This window comes from Streptomyces sp. Ac-502, assembly GCF_045222935.1.
Lineage (GTDB): Bacteria > Actinomycetota > Actinomycetes > Streptomycetales > Streptomycetaceae > Streptomyces > Streptomyces monomycini.
In genome coordinates, this window is the sequence record NZ_JBHFFO010000001.1 from 3,579,106 (window position 1) to 3,598,230 (window position 19,125).

Annotated in this window: 12 protein-coding genes, 3 pseudogenes and 1 riboswitch; of the genes and pseudogenes, 8 read left to right on the forward strand and 7 right to left on the reverse strand. The window is 74.5% G+C overall.

The genetic code is table 11. The annotated features are described in order from the left end of the window. Nucleotides 1–34: 34 nt before the first annotated feature. Nucleotides 35–625, forward strand: a pseudogene (locus ACEXOX_RS16140) (response regulator); the annotation flags it as partial. On the opposite strand, the gene ACEXOX_RS16145 reads toward ACEXOX_RS16140, so the two are convergent. The 6 genes and pseudogenes from ACEXOX_RS16145 to ACEXOX_RS16170 form a co-directional block, all read right to left on the reverse strand. After that, complete coding sequence (locus ACEXOX_RS16145) at nucleotides 551–2,416, reverse strand: ATP-binding cassette domain-containing protein (protein ID WP_406521409.1); 1,866 nt, start codon at nucleotides 2,414–2,416, stop codon at nucleotides 551–553. The pseudogene ACEXOX_RS16140 and the gene ACEXOX_RS16145 sit on opposite strands and share 75 nt — an antisense overlap. Beyond that, nucleotides 2,409–4,115: an ATP-binding cassette domain-containing protein gene (locus tag ACEXOX_RS16150; RefSeq protein ID WP_406521411.1), complete on the reverse strand. Its 1,707-nt coding sequence runs from the start codon at nucleotides 4,113–4,115 to the stop codon at nucleotides 2,409–2,411. Before ACEXOX_RS16150 ends, ACEXOX_RS16145 begins: the two co-directional genes overlap by 8 nt. A gap of 118 nt (nucleotides 4,116–4,233) precedes the next feature. Then, nucleotides 4,234–4,350, reverse strand: a complete 117-nt coding sequence (locus ACEXOX_RS16155; RefSeq protein ID WP_063726143.1) for a SapB/AmfS family lanthipeptide — start codon at nucleotides 4,348–4,350, stop codon at nucleotides 4,234–4,236. 158 nt (nucleotides 4,351–4,508) lie between these two features. Continuing rightward, a pseudogene (gene lanKC / locus ACEXOX_RS16160) lies at nucleotides 4,509–7,162 on the reverse strand (class III lanthionine synthetase LanKC). A 150-nt stretch (nucleotides 7,163–7,312) separates the two neighbouring features. After that, nucleotides 7,313–7,594 (reverse strand): ferredoxin, encoded by a 282-nt coding sequence (locus tag ACEXOX_RS16165; protein ID WP_406521413.1) that lies wholly within the window; start codon nucleotides 7,592–7,594, stop codon nucleotides 7,313–7,315. Nucleotides 7,595–7,602: 8 nt separating this feature from the next. Then, nucleotides 7,603–9,054 carry an aldehyde dehydrogenase gene (locus tag ACEXOX_RS16170; protein ID WP_406521414.1) on the reverse strand — a complete coding sequence of 484 codons (1,452 nt, stop codon included), beginning with the start codon at nucleotides 9,052–9,054 and terminating at the stop codon, nucleotides 7,603–7,605. Nucleotides 9,055–9,320: 266 nt separating this feature from the next. On the opposite strand from ACEXOX_RS16170, the gene ACEXOX_RS16175 reads away from it, so the two are divergent. The 7 genes and pseudogenes from ACEXOX_RS16175 to ACEXOX_RS16205 all read left to right on the forward strand — a co-directional run bounded on the left by ACEXOX_RS16175 (nucleotide 9,321) and on the right by ACEXOX_RS16205 (nucleotide 17,659). Next, nucleotides 9,321–10,439, forward strand: a complete 1,119-nt coding sequence (locus ACEXOX_RS16175; protein ID WP_406521416.1) for an MBL fold metallo-hydrolase — start codon at nucleotides 9,321–9,323, stop codon at nucleotides 10,437–10,439. A 57-nt stretch (nucleotides 10,440–10,496) separates the two neighbouring features. Then, nucleotides 10,497–10,631, forward strand: a riboswitch (cobalamin riboswitch). Nucleotides 10,632–10,837: 206 nt separating this feature from the next. Further along, nucleotides 10,838–12,167: pseudogene (locus tag ACEXOX_RS16180) on the forward strand (prenyltransferase/squalene oxidase repeat-containing protein). Continuing rightward, entirely contained in the window at nucleotides 12,167–12,886 is a 720-nt protein-coding gene (locus ACEXOX_RS16185) for an SCO2322 family protein (RefSeq protein WP_406521417.1), read from the forward strand. The pseudogene ACEXOX_RS16180 and the gene ACEXOX_RS16185 overlap by 1 nt, the downstream one beginning before the upstream one ends. Continuing rightward, entirely contained in the window at nucleotides 12,819–14,153 is a 1,335-nt protein-coding gene (locus ACEXOX_RS16190; protein WP_406521419.1) for an energy-coupling factor transporter transmembrane component T, read from the forward strand. The genes ACEXOX_RS16185 and ACEXOX_RS16190 overlap by 68 nt, the downstream gene beginning before the upstream one ends. Next, a complete protein-coding gene (locus ACEXOX_RS16195) occupies nucleotides 14,150–15,964 on the forward strand; it encodes an ABC transporter ATP-binding protein (RefSeq protein ID WP_406521421.1) in 1,815 nt (604 codons plus the stop codon). The genes ACEXOX_RS16190 and ACEXOX_RS16195 overlap by 4 nt, the downstream gene beginning before the upstream one ends. After that, complete coding sequence (locus ACEXOX_RS16200) at nucleotides 15,961–16,872, forward strand: ECF transporter S component (protein ID WP_406521423.1); 912 nt, start codon at nucleotides 15,961–15,963, stop codon at nucleotides 16,870–16,872. Before ACEXOX_RS16195 ends, ACEXOX_RS16200 begins: the two co-directional genes overlap by 4 nt. A gap of 346 nt (nucleotides 16,873–17,218) precedes the next feature. Beyond that, nucleotides 17,219–17,659 carry a transglycosylase SLT domain-containing protein gene (locus ACEXOX_RS16205; protein WP_406521425.1) on the forward strand — a complete coding sequence of 147 codons (441 nt, stop codon included), beginning with the start codon at nucleotides 17,219–17,221 and terminating at the stop codon, nucleotides 17,657–17,659. A 216-nt stretch (nucleotides 17,660–17,875) separates the two neighbouring features. Here ACEXOX_RS16205 and ACEXOX_RS16210 read toward each other — a convergent pair whose 3' ends face one another. Next, nucleotides 17,876–19,045 (reverse strand): steroid 3-ketoacyl-CoA thiolase, encoded by a 1,170-nt coding sequence (locus ACEXOX_RS16210; protein WP_406521426.1) that lies wholly within the window; start codon nucleotides 19,043–19,045, stop codon nucleotides 17,876–17,878. Nucleotides 19,046–19,125 lie beyond the last annotated feature (80 nt).

Sequence of the window (19,125 nt, forward strand, 5' to 3'; positions counted from 1 at the left end):
AATTCTTCGGGTCCATGACAGCGGCATTGCCGGTATGAATTCCGGGTACTCGCAACGGTGCCGGTACACGGGGGTTCGGAGGGGGACTGCAGTGATCCGGGTGCTACTCGTGCATGACATCTGTCTGTTCCGGTGGGCTTTGACAGAAGTGCTCGACCGGGAGAACGACATCGACGTCTCCGCCGCCACCACCCGTGACGCGGCGGAACGGGTGCGCACAGTGCGCCCCGACGTCTGCGTGGTGGACGCGGAGAGCCCGGAGCCCACCGGGCCGGGCATATTGCGCAAGTTATCCAAACTCGCGAAAGGGAAAGGCCCGGGAAAATCACCGGCCCTGCTGGTGCTGGGCTCGGCGCACCGGCCCGGACCGCTGCGCCGGGCCTTCGAGGCGGAGGCCCTCGGCTACGTCGACAAGGAGGCCTCGCCGGTACAGCTGACCACCGGAATACGGCAGGTGGCGGAGGGGAAACGGTTCATCGACGGATCGCTGGGCTTCGGCTTCCTGCAAGCCGCCGACATCCCGCTGACCCGCCGCGAACTGAGCGTGCTGTCACTGGCCGCCGAGGGCTCCTCGGTCTCCGAGATCGCCGGCGTCCTGCATCTGTCGACCGGGACCGTGCGCAACTACATGTCCGCCATCACCCGCAAGACGGGCGCCCGCAACCGCGTCGACGCCATCCGCATCTCGCGCGGCGAGGGCTGGCTGTAGCGGCGCGGCGGCCGGGGGCTCCTCGTGCGCCCACCCGCCGGTCAGTTCGCGGTAGAGCGCGGACCGCCGCAGCAGTTCGCCGTGCCGTCCCGTACGGGCGTGCGTACCGTCCATCACCAGCACCCGGTCGGCCCGCAGCGCCGAGCTGATGCGGTGCGCGACGACGATCAGCGTGCCGCCGGGCCGGGCCGCGAAGGCGCGTTCGGCGCGGGCCTCGGCCTCCGGGTCGAGGTGACAGGTCGCCTCGTCCAGGACGACCAGCGGCGCGGGCGCGAGGTAGGCGCGCACCAGGGCGAACAGCTGGCGCTCCCCCGCGGACAGTTCGGCGGGGGCGAGCGTGGCGTCCGGCCCGCCCAGCCGCGCCAGCAGCGCGCCCGCGCCGATCTCCGCGGCGGCCGCCAGCAGGTCGGCGTCCGGGGCCCGGCCGCCGGGGCACAGGTAGGCCAGGTTCTCCCGTACGGTGCCGGAGAAGACGTACGCCTCCTGCGGTACGAGCACCCGGTCCGCGGTGGCGGGGCGGCGGACCTCGCCACTGCCGGGCTCCAGCAGGCCCGCGACCAGCGCGGCGAGGGTGGACTTGCCGATGCCGCTCGGGCCGACGACGGCCAGGTGCCCGCCGGCCGGCACGGCCAGGTCCAGGTTGCGCACGACCGGGTCGGCGTGCGGGCCGTAGGCGAAGGTCACGCCGGTGAGTTCGACGGCGTGTCCGTCGCGGGGCGTGCGGTGCGGGCGGGCGTCCGCCGCGCCGGTGGCCGGTTCGGCGGTGAGGCGGCGCAGCACCACGCCCAGGCGGGTGCCGGCCGTGCCCAGCCCGTGCATCAGGCTCTGCAGCGCGGGCAGCAGCGACTGCGTGAGGTACGCGAGGGCGCCGACCAGCGCGCCGGGTGTCACGCCCCGGCCCAGCAGCCAGGGCGCGGCGACCAGCAGCAGGACGATGGGCAGCCGGCCGCTGATCCCGAGCGCGAGCACCCGGATCACGCTCCAGCGGGCCAGGGCGCCGGACGCCCGCGCTTCGGCGTCGAACCGCTCGCCCGCCGCGTCGGCCACCGTCCGTTCCGCGCCCGCCGCGGTGATGTCGCGCAGCCCGCCGACCGCCGTCCCGGTCTCCGCCGCGATGGCCTCGTCCGCGGCGAGGAACGTCTCCTGCCGGCGGGCCATCGGCCGCAGCGCCCCGGCGAACAGCGCCAGGCCGAGCACCAGCGGCGGCAGCACCAGCAGCAGGAGTACGGGCGCGAGCGAGCAGAGTCCGACCAGCGCGCCGGCGGTGACGAAGACGAACGAGCGGGACACCAGCACCAGTCCGGCGAAGGTGTCGCGGGCGATCTCCACCTGGTGGGTCAGCCGGGAGACCGCCGCGCCGTCCGGGGCGTACAGCCCGCGGGTGACGACCTTGCGGACCAGGGTGTCGCGCAGCGGTTCCACCAGGTCGGCCACGGCCCCGTAGACCCGGGCCGTACCGTACGCGCCGGCGCCGACGCAGACCGCGGCGGCGGCCAGCCAGGCGGCGCCGACGACCGGTTCGCCGCGCAGGAACCCGTCGTCGAGGGCGTGTGCGAGCGCGAACCCGAACAGGAAGGTCTGCGCGGACTCGACCAGCGACCAGCCCGCGAGCCGGGCCAGGACCGTACGCCGCCGCTTGAGGAAGCGCGGTCCGGACCGCCGCAGCGGGATCCCCGGGGCGGTCCCCTGCCGCTGGGCTTCAGACATGCGCGGTCTCCTTCGGGGCCGTGGCGAACAGCGCCCGGTACGCGGGCAGCTCCCACAGTTCGGCGTGCGGCGCAAGGGCGCGAATCCGCCCGTCGTCGAGCCAGGCCACCAGGTCTGCGCGGGCGGCGGTGGCGGCGCGGTGCGCGATGACGATCCGGGTGGCGGCCTTGACGTCGTGCAGCAGGGCGCGGGTGACGTTCAGCTCGGTGACGGTGTCCAGGCTGGAGGTGGCGTCGTCGAGGACGAGCAGCCGCTCGGCGTGCGCGAACGCCCGGGCCAGGCCGAGGCGTTGCAGCTCGCCACCGGAGAGCGGGGCGTCCGCGCACGGGGTCGCGTAGCCGTCGGGCAGCCGGTGGATGAAGGGCGCGGCGCAGGCGGCTTCGGCGGCGGCCTCCACCTCCTCGCGCCCGGGGGCGTACGAGCCGAGCGTCAGCGTGTCGCGGAGGGTGGTGCCGAGGAGCGCCGGGCGTTCGAAGGCGTAGCCGACCGCGCGGCGCAGGGCGTCGTGCGACAGGTCGCGCAGCGGTACGTCGTCGAGGGTGATCATGCCGGAGTCGGGGTCGGCCAGCCGTCCGGCGACGGCGGCCAGCACGGACTTGCCGGTGCCGGAGCGGCCGACGACGGCGAGCGAGGTGCCGCCGGGCACGGTGAGGTCCAGGCCGCGCAGTACGGCACGGTCGCCGCGCCGTACGGTCACGCCGTGCAGCTTCAGCGTGCCGCCGCCCGCGCCGAGCTGCCGCCTCCCGTAGGGCATCGCGGGCACCTCCAGGGCCTCCGCGATGCGCCGGGCGGCGGCGCGGGCGTGCACCAGGCTGTTCAGCCGGCCGACGATCTGGCCGATCCCGGAGGCCAGCGCCGCGTACCGGGAGGCCGCGAGCAGCGCGCCGACGGTCAGCGCGCCCTGCGACAGCCGGACGCCCGCCACGCACAGCACGGCGATCTGGAGCAGCGGTACGAGCATGGCGGCCTGGGCCGTGGACCGTCCCAGGACGTGCCACATGCGGTGCCCGTGCTCGGCGAGGCCGGGGAGCGGGGCGAGGATGCGGGCGGCCTCGCGGCGCTGGGTGCCGGCGGCGGTGATGGTCCGGGCGCCGCCGACCGCTTCGACCAGGCGTCCGGCCATGTCGCCCTGGCTCTCCTGGTACCGCCCGACGCAGTCGCCGGTGTCGCGCGCGAAGGCCCGCAGCAGCAGGGCCAGCAGCGGCATGCCCAGGAGGAAGGCGACGGCGGTCCACACGTCCACCAGCGCGAGGGCGGCCAGCGCGCCGACCGGGGTGATGACGGCGGCGACGGAGGCGGCGAGTGCGGTGGGCGCGGTACCGGCGTGGGTGGCGTTGCCGACGACGCGGGTGACCAGGTCGCCGGTCCCGTACCGCTCGGTGGCGCGCGGTCCGGCGGCGAGCAGGTGGTGGGTCAGGCGCCGCCGTACCCAGGCGGTGCCGCGGGCGTCGGTGGTGCCGGTGAGCAGCCCGTCGAGGGCGTCCAGCAGGACGATCAGGCAGGTCAGGGCCGCACAGAAGGTGAGCCAGCCGGCCGCGGGCCGGTGGTCGAGGAGCAGGTCGAGGGTGCGCCCGAGAGCGGCGGGCAGGGCCAGGCCGAGGCCGGCCGATGCGGCGGTGAGCAGCAGGAGCGCGGTGGCGCGCAGGGCGCTGTGGCGCAGGGCGCCGGCCAGCAGCCGGTCGGCGGGGGTCACGGTCACAGCCTCTCGACGGGGTGTGCGTGCGGCCCGCGCAGGGGCCGCACGCACGTCCGGATCACAAGTCCCGGATCTGGGCTGCCGGTTCAGGCGTTCCGGCAGCGGTCACCGACCGGTCAGGTCAGAGACACAGGACGATGCTGGCCTCGCTCCAGCAGAGCAGCAGGCTGGCCTCGCTGCCGCCACCGCCGCCGCCGTGCTCGGGTGCGTCCATCGCCTGGAGGTCGAGAAGCGCCATGACACTTTCCTCTCACTATGGGGACGTAGTCGTACTGGTGTTGCTGTACTGCTGTGTTGCTGGGTGGTGCTGTGTTGCGGGTGTTGCTGCGGTTCCGGGTGGCGGGTCTCCCCGTGGCACCCGGTGGTACGGCTCCGGCACGGTGGCCGGGGCCGGCTTCAGGGCCGCCGGACCTCCGCGGAGGGCGGCGGCGGGAGGAAGGGCAACTGGACGGGCCGGTCGTGCAGCGCGGCACCGAGGGCCAGCAGGCAGCCCGCCGTACCGGTCGCCAGGTCCATCGACAGGCGCATCATCTGGTCGCCGGGGAAGGCGAGGTGCTTCTGGTAGGGCATGGCGTACCAGCCCAGGTAGGAGATCTGGGCCGCCAGCGCACCGTCGAGGTCGGTGCCCGGCGTGGTCGTGCGCGCCAGGTGCAGGACGCATCCCGCGCGGCCGCGGAAGAGGCCGGGCTGCGCGTAGAAGCGGGACCGGGCGGCGGGCAGGATGGCGGTCCGCGCTTCCTGGAACTCCTCGTCCGCGCGGTGCACCAGGTAGTCGTCCAGCACCGCCGCGATGCCCACGCTGCCGGCGCCGAGGTACGGCAGCGTCCGCCAGCCCTCGTCGACGACCAGGGTGCCGTTCTTGTTCCGTACGCAGCGCGCCAGGTCGCGCCGGAGCGCCTCGGCCGCGAGGTCGAGCAGGCCCGGGTCGCCGGTGGACTCGTACAGCCGCAGGAAGAGCAGCGCGGGACCGCTGGCGCCGCGCAGCAGGCCGGCCCGCTTTCCGCAGGCGTCCAGCCGGTCGGCGGTGTGCCCGGCGGCCTCCAGGGCCCGGTCGCGCAGGTCCTGTTCGCCGCGGGTGCGGGCGAGGTGGTCGAGGGCCAGGCCGACGCCGGCCAGGCCGCCGTGCAGGTCGGGGGCGAGGCGGTGCCACTTCTCGGCGAGGACCCGCTCCATCAGCTCCATGGCGCGCTCGGGGTGGCCCAGCCGGTCCAGTACGCAGGCGACGCCGGACAGTCCGTCGTAGAAGCCCAGCGAGGTGCCGGGAGGAGGCGGGGCGGTCTGCCGCAACAACCACTCCTCGCCTTCCCCGTACCTCCCGGCACCGGTCTCGGCGAGCGCGTACAGGACGCCGGCGGCGCCGTACGCGATCCCCAGTCCGCCGCCGTCCGTGAACTGGGCGATGTCGCCGGGGAAGAGCCGGTCGGTGCGTTCGGGGGTGGCCGAGGCCAGGATGCCGGCGACCATCGCGTCGCGGCTGTGCGGCCAGTCGGCGGGTTCGGCGGGGAGGTAGGGCGCGGGGCCGGTACGGCGCTTGGCGGGCGGGGCCGTCACCGGCGCGGCCGCGCCGGGCGCCGCCGCCGCGGACCCGTCGGCCCCCGGTGTCCCCTGGATCACGTCCACCGCCTCGGCCAGGAACTCCGCCGGTACGTCGGGGAATTCGTGCGCCACGATCTCGGCGAGGTGCGCGGCCTTGTCCCGGTCGATCACCAGCAGCGTGGTCATCGGCAGGAACAGCGCGAGCCGCAGGCAGGCGAGCGCGTAGCGGTCCACCTCGAAGCCGGTGCGGTCGGCGGGGGCGATGAAGCCCGGATGGGCCAGCGTCTGCCGCTGCGCCTCGCCGGCGTCCGCCGCCGCCTCGAAGTCCAGGAGTTTCACGCCGCTCTCGTCGGGCGCGACCATGATGTTGAACATGTGCAGGTCGTTGAAGACGACGCCGCGGCGGTGCACGGCGGCCACCACGTCCTCGACCGCCGCGTGGACGCCCAGCGCCCACCGCGTGTAGTCGGCCAGCGCGGACGGCTCCGGCGTCGGCCCCATCAGCGGGTGCCGCTCGGCGAAGAACGCGTTGAGGGTGCGCCCCTCCAGGAAGTCCATGACCAGGAAGCGGTGGTCGTCCAGGGTGAACCAGTCGCGGACCTCCGGCGCGACGCCGAGTCCGGACAGCTTCTCCAGGGCGGCCCGTTCGCGCTCCAGGCGGGTGACGGCGTCGGCGCGGTCGGCGGCCAGCCCGGCGTGCGGGCGGGCCTCCTTGAGCACCACCTTGTCGCCGGTGCGCCGGTCGCGGCCGAGGTAGACGCCGCCGCCGTTGGAGAAGTGCAGCGCCGACTCGATCTGGTACGGCAGGTCGGTGACGGTGGTGGAGTTGCGGGCGGCGAGCTGCGGGGCGAGGAAGTCCGGCAGCTCGATCCACTCCGGTACGTGGAACCGCGGCTCGCGCCGGTCGGGGACCAGCTTGCCGTCGGCGTTCTCGACCGCGCCGACCAGGTTGCCGTGCTCGTCGACGCAGTAGCGCCGGGTGAAGCCGCCGTACCGCACGTAGAGGGGCCGTCCTGCCAGCGCAGGTCGCTGAGGATGTACGGGCCCGGCTCGCCGGCCAGCAGCGCGCCCAGTTCCCGCAGGACGGTGTGCAGCTGCTGCTCGTCCGACGGGTAGATGGTGGCGAACTTGCCGCTCGAACCGCGGTCGGCGTACTTGGAGTTGCGCAGGTGCAGCGGCCGCGGACCCGGCACGAACTTGAACGGGATCAGTCGGGCGACGCAGTAGTCCCACACCTGGGACGCCATCTTCTCGGCGTTGTCGGTACAGGCCGAGACGTGGATCTTCCAGCCCTGCGGGGGCAGTCCGGGAAGCGGCTGTCCTCCGGCGTCGACCGGGTTGACGTGGAGCCAGTCCCCGGAGAGGAAACACCGCCACCCTTCGGGGACTGCGCGCTGGGCCGCTTCGTACAGGGGGCCGCGGCCCGACGCGGCTCCGGTTCCGGCGGACAGTCGGTCCGGGGTCTCGTAGAAGAATCTGTCGGCGAGACAGTAAACCTCGTACCGCTTGTCCATCGTCTCCCCCTCGGCGGCGTGGCTCAGAGAGTTCCACGCCGCCGGGGAGTGTTAACAGTCGCAGATGTCACGAGATCACCGTGAGAAGTTCACGGGTTACCGACGGTACGCACCGGTGGGCGCGGGCCTCGCACCCGTACCGCGCGGCGCTCACTCCTCGGGCGGGAAGACGGCCTCCCCCGTGGCGGCGTCCGTCACGGAGATCGCTTCGACGGGGCAGCCCTCGGCCGCCGCGAGCACGTCGTCGGACGCCTCGCACTCGGGCCGTACGGGGTGCGACTGGCGGGCCGCGTCCAGCGCGAAACCGCCGGGCGCGGTGGCCACGCACAGGCCGGAGCCGATGCATACGCCCCGGTCGACCGCCACGCGCCAGCGGGGCCCTTCCGGCCCGGCCGCCGCGCCCTTCCCGCCCTTGCCGTCCGTACCGCTCATACCGTCCCTCACCCCTCCGCCGGCAGATGGATCATCTTGTGCTCCAGGTACTCGCCGAAGCCCTCGGGCCCGAATTCCCGCCCGATCCCGGAGTTTTTATATCCGCCGAAGGGGCCGAGCATGTCGATGCTGAAGGTGTTCACGGAGTACGTACCGGTCCGCACCCGCCGGGCGATGTCGATGCCGTGCGCGGTGTCCGCGGTCCACACCGAGCCGGAGAGCCCGTAGTCGGAGTCGTTCGCGATGCGGACCGCCTCGTCCTCGTTCTCGTACGGCAGCAGACAGATCACCGGGCCGAAGATCTCCTCCCGGGCTATGCGCATGGAGTTGGACACCTCGCCGAACAGCGTCGGCTCCACGTACCAGCCGGTCTCCTGGCCCTTCGGCCGCCCGCCGCCGGTGAGGACCTTGGCGCCCTCGCGCTGCCCGAGGGCGATGTAGTCCAGCGAACGCTGCTGCTGGCGCCGGGCAACCAGCGGGCCGATCTCGGTCGCCGGGTCCAGCGGGTCGCCCACGCGCAGCGCGGACGCGGCGGCGGCGAAGCGTTCGGCGATCTCGTCGTAGCGCTCGCGCGGCGCCAGGATGCGCGACTGCGCGATGCACGCCTGCCCGTTGACCAGGTACGCGTACGGCACGATGCCCGCCACCGCGGCGTCCAGGTCGGCGTCCGGCAGGATCACGGCGGCCGACTTGCCGCCCAGTTCCAGCGTCACCCGCGTCAGGTTGCGCGCCGCGACCTCCATGACGCGCTTGCCCGCGGCGACCGACCCGGTGAAGGCCACCTTGTCCACGTCCGGGTGCCCGACCAGGTACTCGCTCACCTCCCGGTCCGCCGCGAGGATGGACAGCACGCCCGGTGGCAGCCCGGCCTCGCTCGCGATGTCCGCCAGCAGGTAGGCGTCCAGCGGCGTCTCGGGCGACACCTTGAGGACCACCGAACAGCCGGCCAGCAGCGCGGGCGCCAGTTTGGCCGCCGCGGTGAACTGCGGCACGTTCCACGGCACCACCGCCGCCACCACACCCACCGGCTCGCGCCGCACCAGCAGCGGCCCGAGCACACCGGCCCGGCGCTCCTCGAACGGGAAGTCGCGGGCGACGGTGAGCGCCGCGTCCCACACCATCATCGCGGCCAGCGCCTGCACCAGCACGCCGGAGGTGTACGGGGTGCCGTTCTCGGCGCTGATGACCCGGGCGATCTCCTCACTCCGTACGGCGAAGGCGTCCTTGATGCGCGTGACCACCGCGATCCGCTCCGCGAGCGGGGTGTCCGCCCACACCCCGGAGTCGAAGGAGGCGCGGGCGGCGGAGACGGCCCGGTCCACGTCGGTCCGCGAGGCGTGCGGCACCCGGCCGATGACCTGCTCGGTGTGCGGCGAGACCACCTCGATGGTGCCGCCGCCGGCCGGGTCGGTGAACTCGCCGCCGATGTAGAGCTGTTCGTACTCGACGAGTGCGCTCATGGCTGCCGCCTCCTGCGGGTCGGACGGTGGGTGGTCGTGTACGGGAGCCGTGCGGAAAGTTCCTGACGCTGCATCAGGACTGATATCAGTTCTAGTTATGCTGGGCAATGCTGGGCACGGAGGCTCGGTTCGGGGGCCAGCACGGCGGCCCGGTCCAGGGCCCGGCACGGCGTCCCGGCTCGGAGGCCCGGTTCGGGTTCCGGCCCGGTGGCACGGTGGCTCGTACGGGGGCGCGGCGCGTCCGCGCGGAAGCGGAGGTGCGGCGGATGACGGCAGCGGCCCGTACGGGGGCGGCGGAGACCGGGCCCCGGGTGACCGACCACCGGGGCGGTGTGTGGTCGATCGCCGTCCCCATCCCGGACAACCCGCTCGGCCACACCCTCGTCCACCTCCTGGAGACCGGCCGCGGCCCGGTCCTCGTGGACACCGGCTGGGACGACCCGGACGCCTGGGACACCCTGACCGCCGGGATCACCGCCTGCGGCTTCGACGTCACCGACCTGCACGGGGTCCTGATCACGCACCACCACCCCGACCACCACGGCCTCTCCGCCCGCGTACGGGAGGCGTCCGGCGCGTGGATCGCCATGCACGCGGCGGACGCCGCCGTCGTACGCCGCACCCGGGAGACCGAACCCGGCCGGTGGCTGGACCACCTCATCGCCAAGCTGACCGCGGCCGGCGCGCCCGACAGCCACCTGGCGCCCCTGCGTCAGGTGCGCGCCAAGGGACCGGTACGTGATCTCCCCGGGCAGCGGGCGGCGCTGCCCGATCGCCCGATCGAACCCGGCGCCCTCCTCGACCTGCCCGGCCGCCGGCTGCGCGCCGTCTGGACACCGGGCCACACGCCCGGCCACGTGTGCCTGCACCTGGAGGAGGAGCATCCGGCCCAGCGGCCCGGCCACGGCCGGCTCTTCTCCGGCGACCACCTGCTGCCGGGCATCAGCCCGCACATCGGGCTCTACGAGGACCCGGACGACGCGACGCCCGCCGACCCCCTCGGCGACTACCTGGCCTCCCTGGAACGCGTCGCCCGGCTGGCGCCCGCGGAGGTGCTCCCCGCCCACCAGCACGCGTTCACGGACGCGGCCGGCCGGGTCCGCGAGCTGCTCGCCCACCACGAGGAGCGGCTGGCCGGGCTGCGCGCGCTGCTCGCCGTACCCCGTACGCCGTGGCAGCTCGCCGAAGCCATGGAGTGGAACCGGCCGTGGGAGCGGATCCCGTACGCGTCGCGCACCATCGCGGTCGCGGAGGCGGAGGCGCATCTGCGGCGGCTGGTGCGGCTGGGGCTGGCGGAGGCGGTGCCGGGGGCTCCGGGCGCGGTGGGAGCGTCGGGAGCAGCGGGGGCCTCGGGGCCGGAGCCGGTGACGTACCGGGCGGTGTGAGGCCTGCACCTGCCGGCCAGCCCGTACCCGGGGCTCCCCGGCCCGCCGGTTAAGGTGTGCGAGACAATTTCATCCTGTGCCCGATCGGGGGAAGCCGGTGGAAATCCGGCGCTGACCCGCAACCGTGATCCGACGCGTACGGCACCGTACGCCCGGCGAGCCGGAGCACCCGCTGGGGCACGACCAAGGCTCCCGCCACCGGAAGGCCGCGCCTCCTCGCGCGGACGGCCGGTGCGCGGCACCGTCGAGGTATGCGGAGCTGAGCCCGGTGCCACCGCGGCCGGTCACCGACCGGCGGGCGGCGGGGCGTCCGAGTGCGGCTGCGCGTCCACCGCGGCACCCATCACCGGCCCACCGCGGACCCACCGCAGCGACCTGATCCGAGAGGCACCGACCCGATGGCCACCACGGCTTCCCAGGCTTCCCTGGCTCCCAGGGCTTCCACGGCCCCCACCTTCGCCGCCCTGGCGCGCCGCGCCGCCGCGGCGCTGGCGGGGGCCGCCGTGCTGTGCGCGGCCGGTGCCCCCGTGGCGGCCGCCGACTCCCCGCGCCCGCCGCGCAGGCGTCGAAGCTGCCCGACGGGCTGTACGGCAGCAAGGACCCGCAGTTCGACGGCGTGTGGCGGCAGTCGCTCGCCCTCCTCGCGCAGCGCACCGTCGGGGTGCGTCCGTCGGTGACGGGCGTCGACTGGCTCGCCGGGCAGCAGTGCTCCGACGGCGCCTTCAGCGCCTACCGCGCCGACCCGGCCAAGGCGTGCGACGACAAGACGATGCGGGACACCAACCAGACGGCCGCCGCGGTACAGGCGCTGGCCGCGCTCGGCGGGCACGACGACGCCGTGCAGAAGGCCGTGAAGTGGCTGAAGTCCGTACAGAACGACGACGGCGGCTGGCCCTCGATGGGCGGCTCGCCCAGTGACGCCAACTCCACCTCCGTGGTGATCGGCGCGCTCAAGGCGGCGGGGCAGAAGCCGGAGTCCGTGCGGAAGGGCGGCAAGTCCCCGTACGACGCGCTGGTCACCTTCCAGCTCGGCTGCGACGCGAAGGAGGGGAGCGCGGCGCGTTCGCCTTCCAGCCCAAGGACGGCAAGCTGGCCCCGAACGCGGACGCCACGGCCGCCGCCGTGCTCGGCGGGCTGGGCGACGGCTTCGTCGTCGACCCGGCGGGCAAGGACGTCAACGCGCCGGTCAAGCCCCTGAAGTGCGACGGTGGCGCGGCGGACCAGGACGCGAAGCGCGACCCGAAGCAGGCCGCCGAGGGCGGCGCCGCCTACCTGGCCGCGGTGCTCGGCGCCAATGGCCGGCACCTGAAGTCCGCGATGCCCGGTGCCGAGGACCAGCCCGACGTCGGCAACACCGCCGACGCCGTGGTGGCCCTCGCCGCCGGCTCGCACGGCGACGCCGCGCAGGCGCCGCTGAAGTGGCTGGAGAAGAACTCCGCGAACTGGGCCAAGGAGGCCGGCCCGGCCGCGTACGCGCAGCTGGTGCTCGCCGCGCACGCCGCGGGCGCCGACCCGCGCTCCTTCGGCGGCGCCGACCTGGTCGCACAGCTGAACGCCACCGGCCCCAAGCCGGCCGGCAGCTCCGCGCCGTCCGCCGCGCCGGAGAAGGACGCGCAGGACCAGGACGAGCAGAACTCCGGCGTGTGGTGGATCTTCGGCATCGTGTTCGTGGCGAGCATCGGCGCCGGGTTCCTGCTCAGCGGCCGCCGGAAGAAGAGCGACGTCTGATGCGCCCGCCGCGGTCCCGCTCCGCCCGCCTCCTCGGCGCCCTGGCCCTGGCCGGTACGGTCACGGGCCTGGGCACGGCGCCCGCCCAGGCGCAGGAGTACCGCTACTGGTCCTTCTGGGACGGGCCCGCCGCCGGCGCCCCGGCCTCCGGGGACGGCGGCTGGTCGTACGCGACCGAGGGGCCGGCCACCAGCCGCCCCCGGGACGGCGCCGTGGCGGGCTTCCGTTTCACCGTCGGCGCCGACTCGGCGGCGGTCGGCAAGCCGCGGCGCGCCGCGGACTTCGCCGCGATCTGCGGGAAGACGCCCGCGCAGGACGGCACCAAGCGCGTCGGCCTGGTCCTCGACTTCGGTACGAAGGCGGAGGCGGCGGCCGGGGAGAACCCGCCGCCGATCCGTACGGAGTGCGCGCGGCTGCCGGAGGACGGGACGGTCGGTGACGCGCTGGCGGCCGTCGCCAAGCCGCTGCGGTACGACGCGAGCGCGCTGCTGTGCGCGATCGCCGGGTATCCGAAGGCGGGGTGCGCGGACAAGGCTTCCGGCTCCGGTTCCGCTTCCGGTGCGCCGGACCCGGGTGCTTCCGAGGGCGCTTCCGCCTCCGGCGAGCAGGCGGCGGACGACGATTCGGGCGGCCCCTCCGCCGGACTGATCAGTGGCATCGCCGTCGTGGTCGTCCTGGGCGCGGCGGCCGGGTGGCAGGCCCGCCGCCGTCGCGGATGAGCGCCCGCGTCGCCGCCGCCCCCGCGCCACCCGCTCCACCGCGTTGCACGCGGGCGCCTGGTGGCTGTGGGCGCTCGGCCTGGCCACCGCGGCGTCCCGGACGACCAACCCGCTGCTGCTGGGCCTGCTGATCGGCGTGGCCGGGTACGTCGTCGCGGCGCGCCGCACGGACGCGCCGTGGGCCCGCTCGTACGGCGCGTTCCTGAAGCTCGGCCTGCTGGTGATCGGCATCCGGCTGGTCTTCGCGTTCTTCCTGGGCTCGCCCATCCCCGGTACGCACACCCTGGTCACGCTGCCGGAAGTGCCGCTGCCCGAGTGGGCGCGCGGGGTGCGCGTCGGCGGCCGGGTCACCGCGGAGGGCATGCTCTTCGCCTTCTACGACGGGCTGAAGCTGGGCACCCTGCTGATCTGCGTCGGCGCCGCGAACGCGCTCGCCAGCCCGGCCCGCCTGCTGAAGTCCCTGCCGGGGGCGCTGTACGAGGCGGGCGTCGCGGTCGTCGTCGCGATGTCCTTCGCGCCCCACCTCGTCGCCGACGTCCAGCGGCTGCGCGCGGCGCGTCGGCTGCGCGGCCGCCCGGACCGGGGCGTCAAGGCACTGCTCCAGGTCGGGCTGCCGGTCCTGGAGGGCGCGCTGGAGCGTTCGGTGTCGCTGGCGGCGGCGATGGACGCGCGCGGTTACGGCCGTACGGCGCAGGTACCGCCCGCCGTACGGCACACCACCACCGCACTCACCCTCGGCGGCCTGCTCGGGGTCTGCGCCGGTACGTACGGGCTGCTGGCCGACACCGGAGCCGCGTACGGCCTGCCGGTGCTGCTCGCCGGACTCGTCGCGGCCCTCGGCGGGCTGTGGCTGGGCGGCCGCCGGTCCGTGCGCAGCCGCTACCGGCCCGACCGGTGGGGCCTGCGCGCCTGGCTGGTGTCGGGCTCCGGCATCGCGGTGGCCGCCCTGATGATCTGGGCGAACTCCTACGACCCGGCCGCCCTGCACCCGCCCGCCGTCCCGCTCACCGCTCCCGTCCTGCCGCTGTGGCCGGCGGCCGGTGTGCTGGTGGGGTTGCTTCCGGCGTTCGTCGCACCGCTGCCGATGCGGGCGGCGGGGGCGGGGGCCGGGTCCGGGTCCGGGGCGGGGGCCGCCGCGGAGCCGGGGGCGGTACCGGGGCCGGGGGCCGCACCGGGACCCGTGCCGGGAGAACCGGGCTCCGGGCGGGCACGAGTAAGGAAGTCTCCGGCGCCGGGCGCGCCGCACACGAAGGAGTCCCCTCAGTGATCCGCTTCGACCAGGTGTCGGTCACCTACGGGGACGCGGCGGAGCCCGCCGTCCAGGGCGTCGACCTGACCGTGCCCGAAGGTGAACTGTGCCTGCTCGTCGGCCCGTCCGGCGTCGGCAAGTCCACCGTGCTGAACGCCGTCTGCGGCCTCGTGCCGCACTTCACCGGCGGCACCCTGCGCGGCCGCGTCACCGTGGCCGGCCGGGACACCCGTACCCACAAGCCGCGCGAACTGGCCGACGTCGTCGGCACCGTCGGCCAGGACCCGCTCGCCCACTTCGTCACCGACACCGTCGAGGACGAACTCGCGTACGGCATGGAGTCACTGGGCCTGGCCCCGGACGTCATGCGGCGCCGCGTCGAGGAGACCCTGGACCTCCTCGGCCTCGCCGACCTGCGCGACCGCGCCATCACCACACTCTCCGGCGGCCAGCAGCAGCGCGTCGCCATCGGTTCCGTCCTCACCACCCACCCCAAGGTGCTGGTCCTGGACGAACCGACCTCCGCCCTGGACCCGGCCGCCGCCGAGGAGGTGCTCGCCGTGCTGCAACGCCTGGTGCACGACCTCGGCACGACGGTCCTGCTGGCCGAACACCGGCTGGAGCGCGTCGTCCAGTACGCGGACCAGGTCATCCTGCTGCCTGCGCCCGGCTCGCCCCCGGTCGTCGGCGCGCCCGCCGACATCATGGCCGTCTCCCCCGTCCACCCGCCGGTGGTGGCCCTGGGCCGGCTCGCCCACTGGTCACCGCTGCCGCTGTCGGTACGCGACGCCCGCCGCAAGGCGTCGTCGCTGCGCGAGCGGCTGGCGGGGGTGGAGCCGGCGGGAAGCGGGGCGACGGAGCCGCATGCCGGTCCCGGGGCGCCCGGTGCCGGTGCCGGCCCTGGTACCGGCCTTGGTACCGGTGCCGACGCCGGTGCCGACGCCGGCCCGGAGGACGGGGGCTCCGCCCGTAAGCGCTTCGGGCGGTGGCGCCGCCGCGAGGACCGCCACCGGGCCGGGGTGACACCCGGGTCAGAGCCCGTGCGCGCCCCGGAGGGCTCCGGCAGCCCCCTCGCCGCCGAGACCGTCGGGCTCTCCGTACGGCGCGGCCGGATCGACGCCCTGCACCGCGTCGGCCTGACCGTCCGCGCCGGCGAGACGATCGCCCTCATGGGCCGCAACGGCGCAGGCAAGTCCACCCTGCTCAGCACCCTCGTCGGGATGCACGAGCCGACCGCCGGCTCGGTACGCGTCGGCGGGGCGACCCCGCACCGCACCGGCCCGCGCACGCTGCTGCGGCACGTCGGCCTCGTACCGCAGGAGCCGCGCGACCTCCTGTACGCGGACACCGTCGCCGCCGAGTGCGCCGCCGCCGACCACGACGCGGACGCCGCCCCCGGCACCTGCCGCGGCCTGGTCACCCGGCTGCTCCCGGACGTACAGGACAGCACCCACCCGCGCGACCTCTCCGAAGGCCAGCGGCTCGCCCTCGCGCTGGCCGTCGTACTGACCGCCCGGCCGCCGCTGCTCCTGCTCGACGAGCCGACCCGCGGGCTGGACTACGCGGCCAAGGGCCGTCTGGTGGAGCTGCTGCGCGGGCTGGCCGCCGAGGGGCACACGATCGTCCTGGCCACCCACGACGTAGAACTGGCCGCCGAGCTGGCCCACCGTGTCGTCATCCTCGCGGACGGCGAGGTCGTCGCGGACGGCCCGACCGCCGAGGTCGTCGTCTCCTCGCCCGCCTTCGCACCGCAGGTCTCCAAGGTGCTGGCGCCACTGCCGTGGCTCACCGTCCCCCAGGTCGCCCACGCCCTGGAGGCCACGGCATGACCCGTACGTCCCCCGCTCCCCGGGACCGGCAGGCACGGGCGGTGCGGCTGGGCCCGCGCGCCGTGGCCGCGCTCGTCCTCGTCTCGGTCATGGGGGTGATGGCCTTCGGCTGGCCCCTGCTGGCCGACTCCGCCTCCGGCCTCGCGCACTCCAAGGACGCGCCGTGGCTGTTCGCGGCCCTGCTGCCGCTGCTGCTCGCCGTCGTCGTGGCCACGATCGCCGACACCTCGGCGTCCGCCGCGACGGGCGGGGCGCCCAGCCTGGACGCGAAGGCCATCGCCATGCTCGGCGTGCTGGCCGCCGCGGGCGCGGCGATGCGCCCGCTGGGCGCGGGCACCGCCGGCATCGAGCCGATGTTCTTCCTGATGGTGCTGTCCGGGCGGGTACTGGGGCCGGGCTTCGGGTTCGTGCTCGGCTCGGTGTCGATGTTCGCCTCCGCGCTGCTGACCGGCGGGGTGGGGCCGTGGCTGCCGTTCCAGATGCTGTCGATGGGGTGGGTGGCGATGGGCGCGGGCCTGCTGCCGGGCCCGGACCGGCTGCGCGGCCGCCGCGAGCTGGCCATGATCGCGGTGTACGGCGCGGTCTCCGCCGTCCTGTACGGCCTGGCCATGAACCTCCAGGGCTGGCCCTACATCGGCGGTATGGCCACCGGTGTCTCGTTCGTGCCGGGCGACCCGCTGCCCGACAATCTGGCCCGCTTCGTCGCCTACTGCCTGGCGACCTCGCTGGGCTGGGACCTGCCCCGGGCCCTGGTCACGGTCGTCCTCACCCTCACCCTCGGCCACACCCTCCTCAAGGCCCTGCGCCGCGCCACCCGCCGCGCGGCGTTCGACGCCCCGGCGACGTTCACGACGGAACCGGAACCGGGACCGGGACCGGAAACACCAGCCCGGAACAACCCCGAGTGACCTTCGAAGGCACCCGGTCGCCATAGTCACCGATCGCCCTGCGTAATAGGTCGCCTAGGCCATAGACCCTTACCCCCATCCCCCGATCCTGTGACCCCACCCACAGGACTTCCGTCACCTACGACCCGCCTTCGTAGCCCGGCCCCTCCCCTCGATCCGCTCCCCTTCGGGAACTGACGGGCGGGACTTCCCGCCCTGCGTGCGAGATCCACTAGTACGTACGGGGATTGCCAACCCGCCCGAGCACTTCCCAAGGTGAATGTGTCGCCGAGAGCAGCGTGCCTCTTCCCCCTGGCCCGCAGCCTCGGCGGCGCCCCTCACACCCCACCGGAAGGCTTCTTCTCCCGTGAGCGTCACCCCGTCCACGATCACCAGCCGTCTTGCCCTGCACAAGAAGGCCGTCGTCGCCGCCGGTGCCGTCGCCCTGGGTGCTTCGGCCTTCGCCGCCACGCCGGCCCAGGCCGCCACTCCCGCGCAGGCCCCTTCCTCCGCGAGCGCGAGCGACGCCAAGGCCGCGGCGCACAAGCTGATCCCGGACCAGGCGCAGTACCAGTGCTTCAGCAACATCGTCGAGCGTGAGAGCGGCTGGGACCCGACCGCCACCAACCCGTCCAGCGGCGCCTACGGCCTCGTCCAGGCACAGCCGGGCTCGAAGATGGCCTCGGCCGGTGCGGACTGGAAGACCAATCCGGAGACCCAGATCAAGTGGGGCCTGGACTACATGAACTCCACCTACGGCAGCCCCTGCGACGCCTGGAAGTTCTGGCAGTCCCACAACTGGTACTGAGCGGCCGGGCCCCCGGACCGCCCGCGTCCCTGACGCCGGTACCGGCCTGCCCGTGACCCCGTAGCCCCGAAGCGGCCGACGCCCCAGGCGCCGGCCGCTTTCGCGCACCCCGCCGAGACCGCCCGCCGTCCCCCGCACCCCTGATCCGGTCATGAGGGGAGTGTGACAGGGGCCACTGACAACGCCCCTCGCCCCGGCTTTCACCTCCGGCCCCCCTCACAGCCGCTGGAGGATCGTCCCCGTCGCCAGCCCTCCGCCCGCGCACATCGTGACCAGCGCGAACTCCTTGTCCGTACGCTCCAGTTCGTGCAGCGCCGTGGCGATCAGGCGGGCGCCCGTGGCGCCGACCGGGTGGCCGAGGGCGATGGCGCCGCCGTTCACGTTGACCTTCTCCAGGTCCTGGTCGAAGACCCGCGCCCAGGACAGGACGACCGACGCGAACGCCTCGTTGATCTCGACCAGGTCGATGTCCTTGAGCGACATCCCGGCCTTGCCCAGCACGGCCCGCGTCGCGTCGACGGGCCCGTCGAGATGGTAGTGGGGGTCGGCGCCGACCAGCGCCTGCGCGACGATCCGGGCCCGCGGCCGGAGCTTCAGCGCGCGGGCCATCCGCTTGGACGCCCACATCACCGCGCTCGCGCCGTCCGAGATCTGTGAGCAGTTGCCCGCCGTGTGCACGGCGGTCGGCATGACCGGCTTGAGCCCGCCGAGCGCCTCCATGCTCGTGTCGCGCAGCCCTTCGTCACGGTCCACGAGCCGCCACATGCCCTGCCCGGCGGCCTGTTCGTCCTCCGTCGTCGGCACCTGTACGGCGAACGTCTCGCGCTTGAAGCGCTCCTCGGCCCAGGCCGCCGCGGCCCGCTCCTGCGAGCGCAGCCCGAGTGCGTCGACGTCCTCGCGGGTCAGCCCCCGGTTGCGGGCGATGCGTTCGGCCGCCTCGAACTGGTTGGGGAGGTCCACGTTCCACTCGTCCGGCCAGGGCTTGCCGGGCCCGTGCTTGGAGCCGCTGCCCAGCGGCACCCGGGACATCGCCTCCACGCCGCACCCGATGCCGATGTCGATGACGCCGCCCGCGACCATGTTGGCGACCATGTGGTTGGCCTGCTGAGACGAGCCGCACTGGCAGTCCACGGTGGTGGCGGCCGTCTCGTACGGCAGGCCCATCGCCAGCCAGGCCGTGCGGGCCGGGTTCATGGACTGCTCGCCGGCGTGGGTGACCGTGCCGCCGACGATCTGTTCCACGCAGTCCGGCTGGATACCGGTGCGGGCGAGCAGTTCGCGGTAGGTCTCGCCGAGGAGGTAGGCGGGGTGGAGGTTGGCGAGCGCGCCGCCGCGCTTGCCGATCGGGGTGCGTACGGCTTCCACGATGACGGGTTCCGCGGCCATGACTGACTCGTCCTCTCCTCACGTCCCGCAGGACGTCCCGGCACCCCGACGACGGAACTGGTACGCGTTCTAGTTCCCCG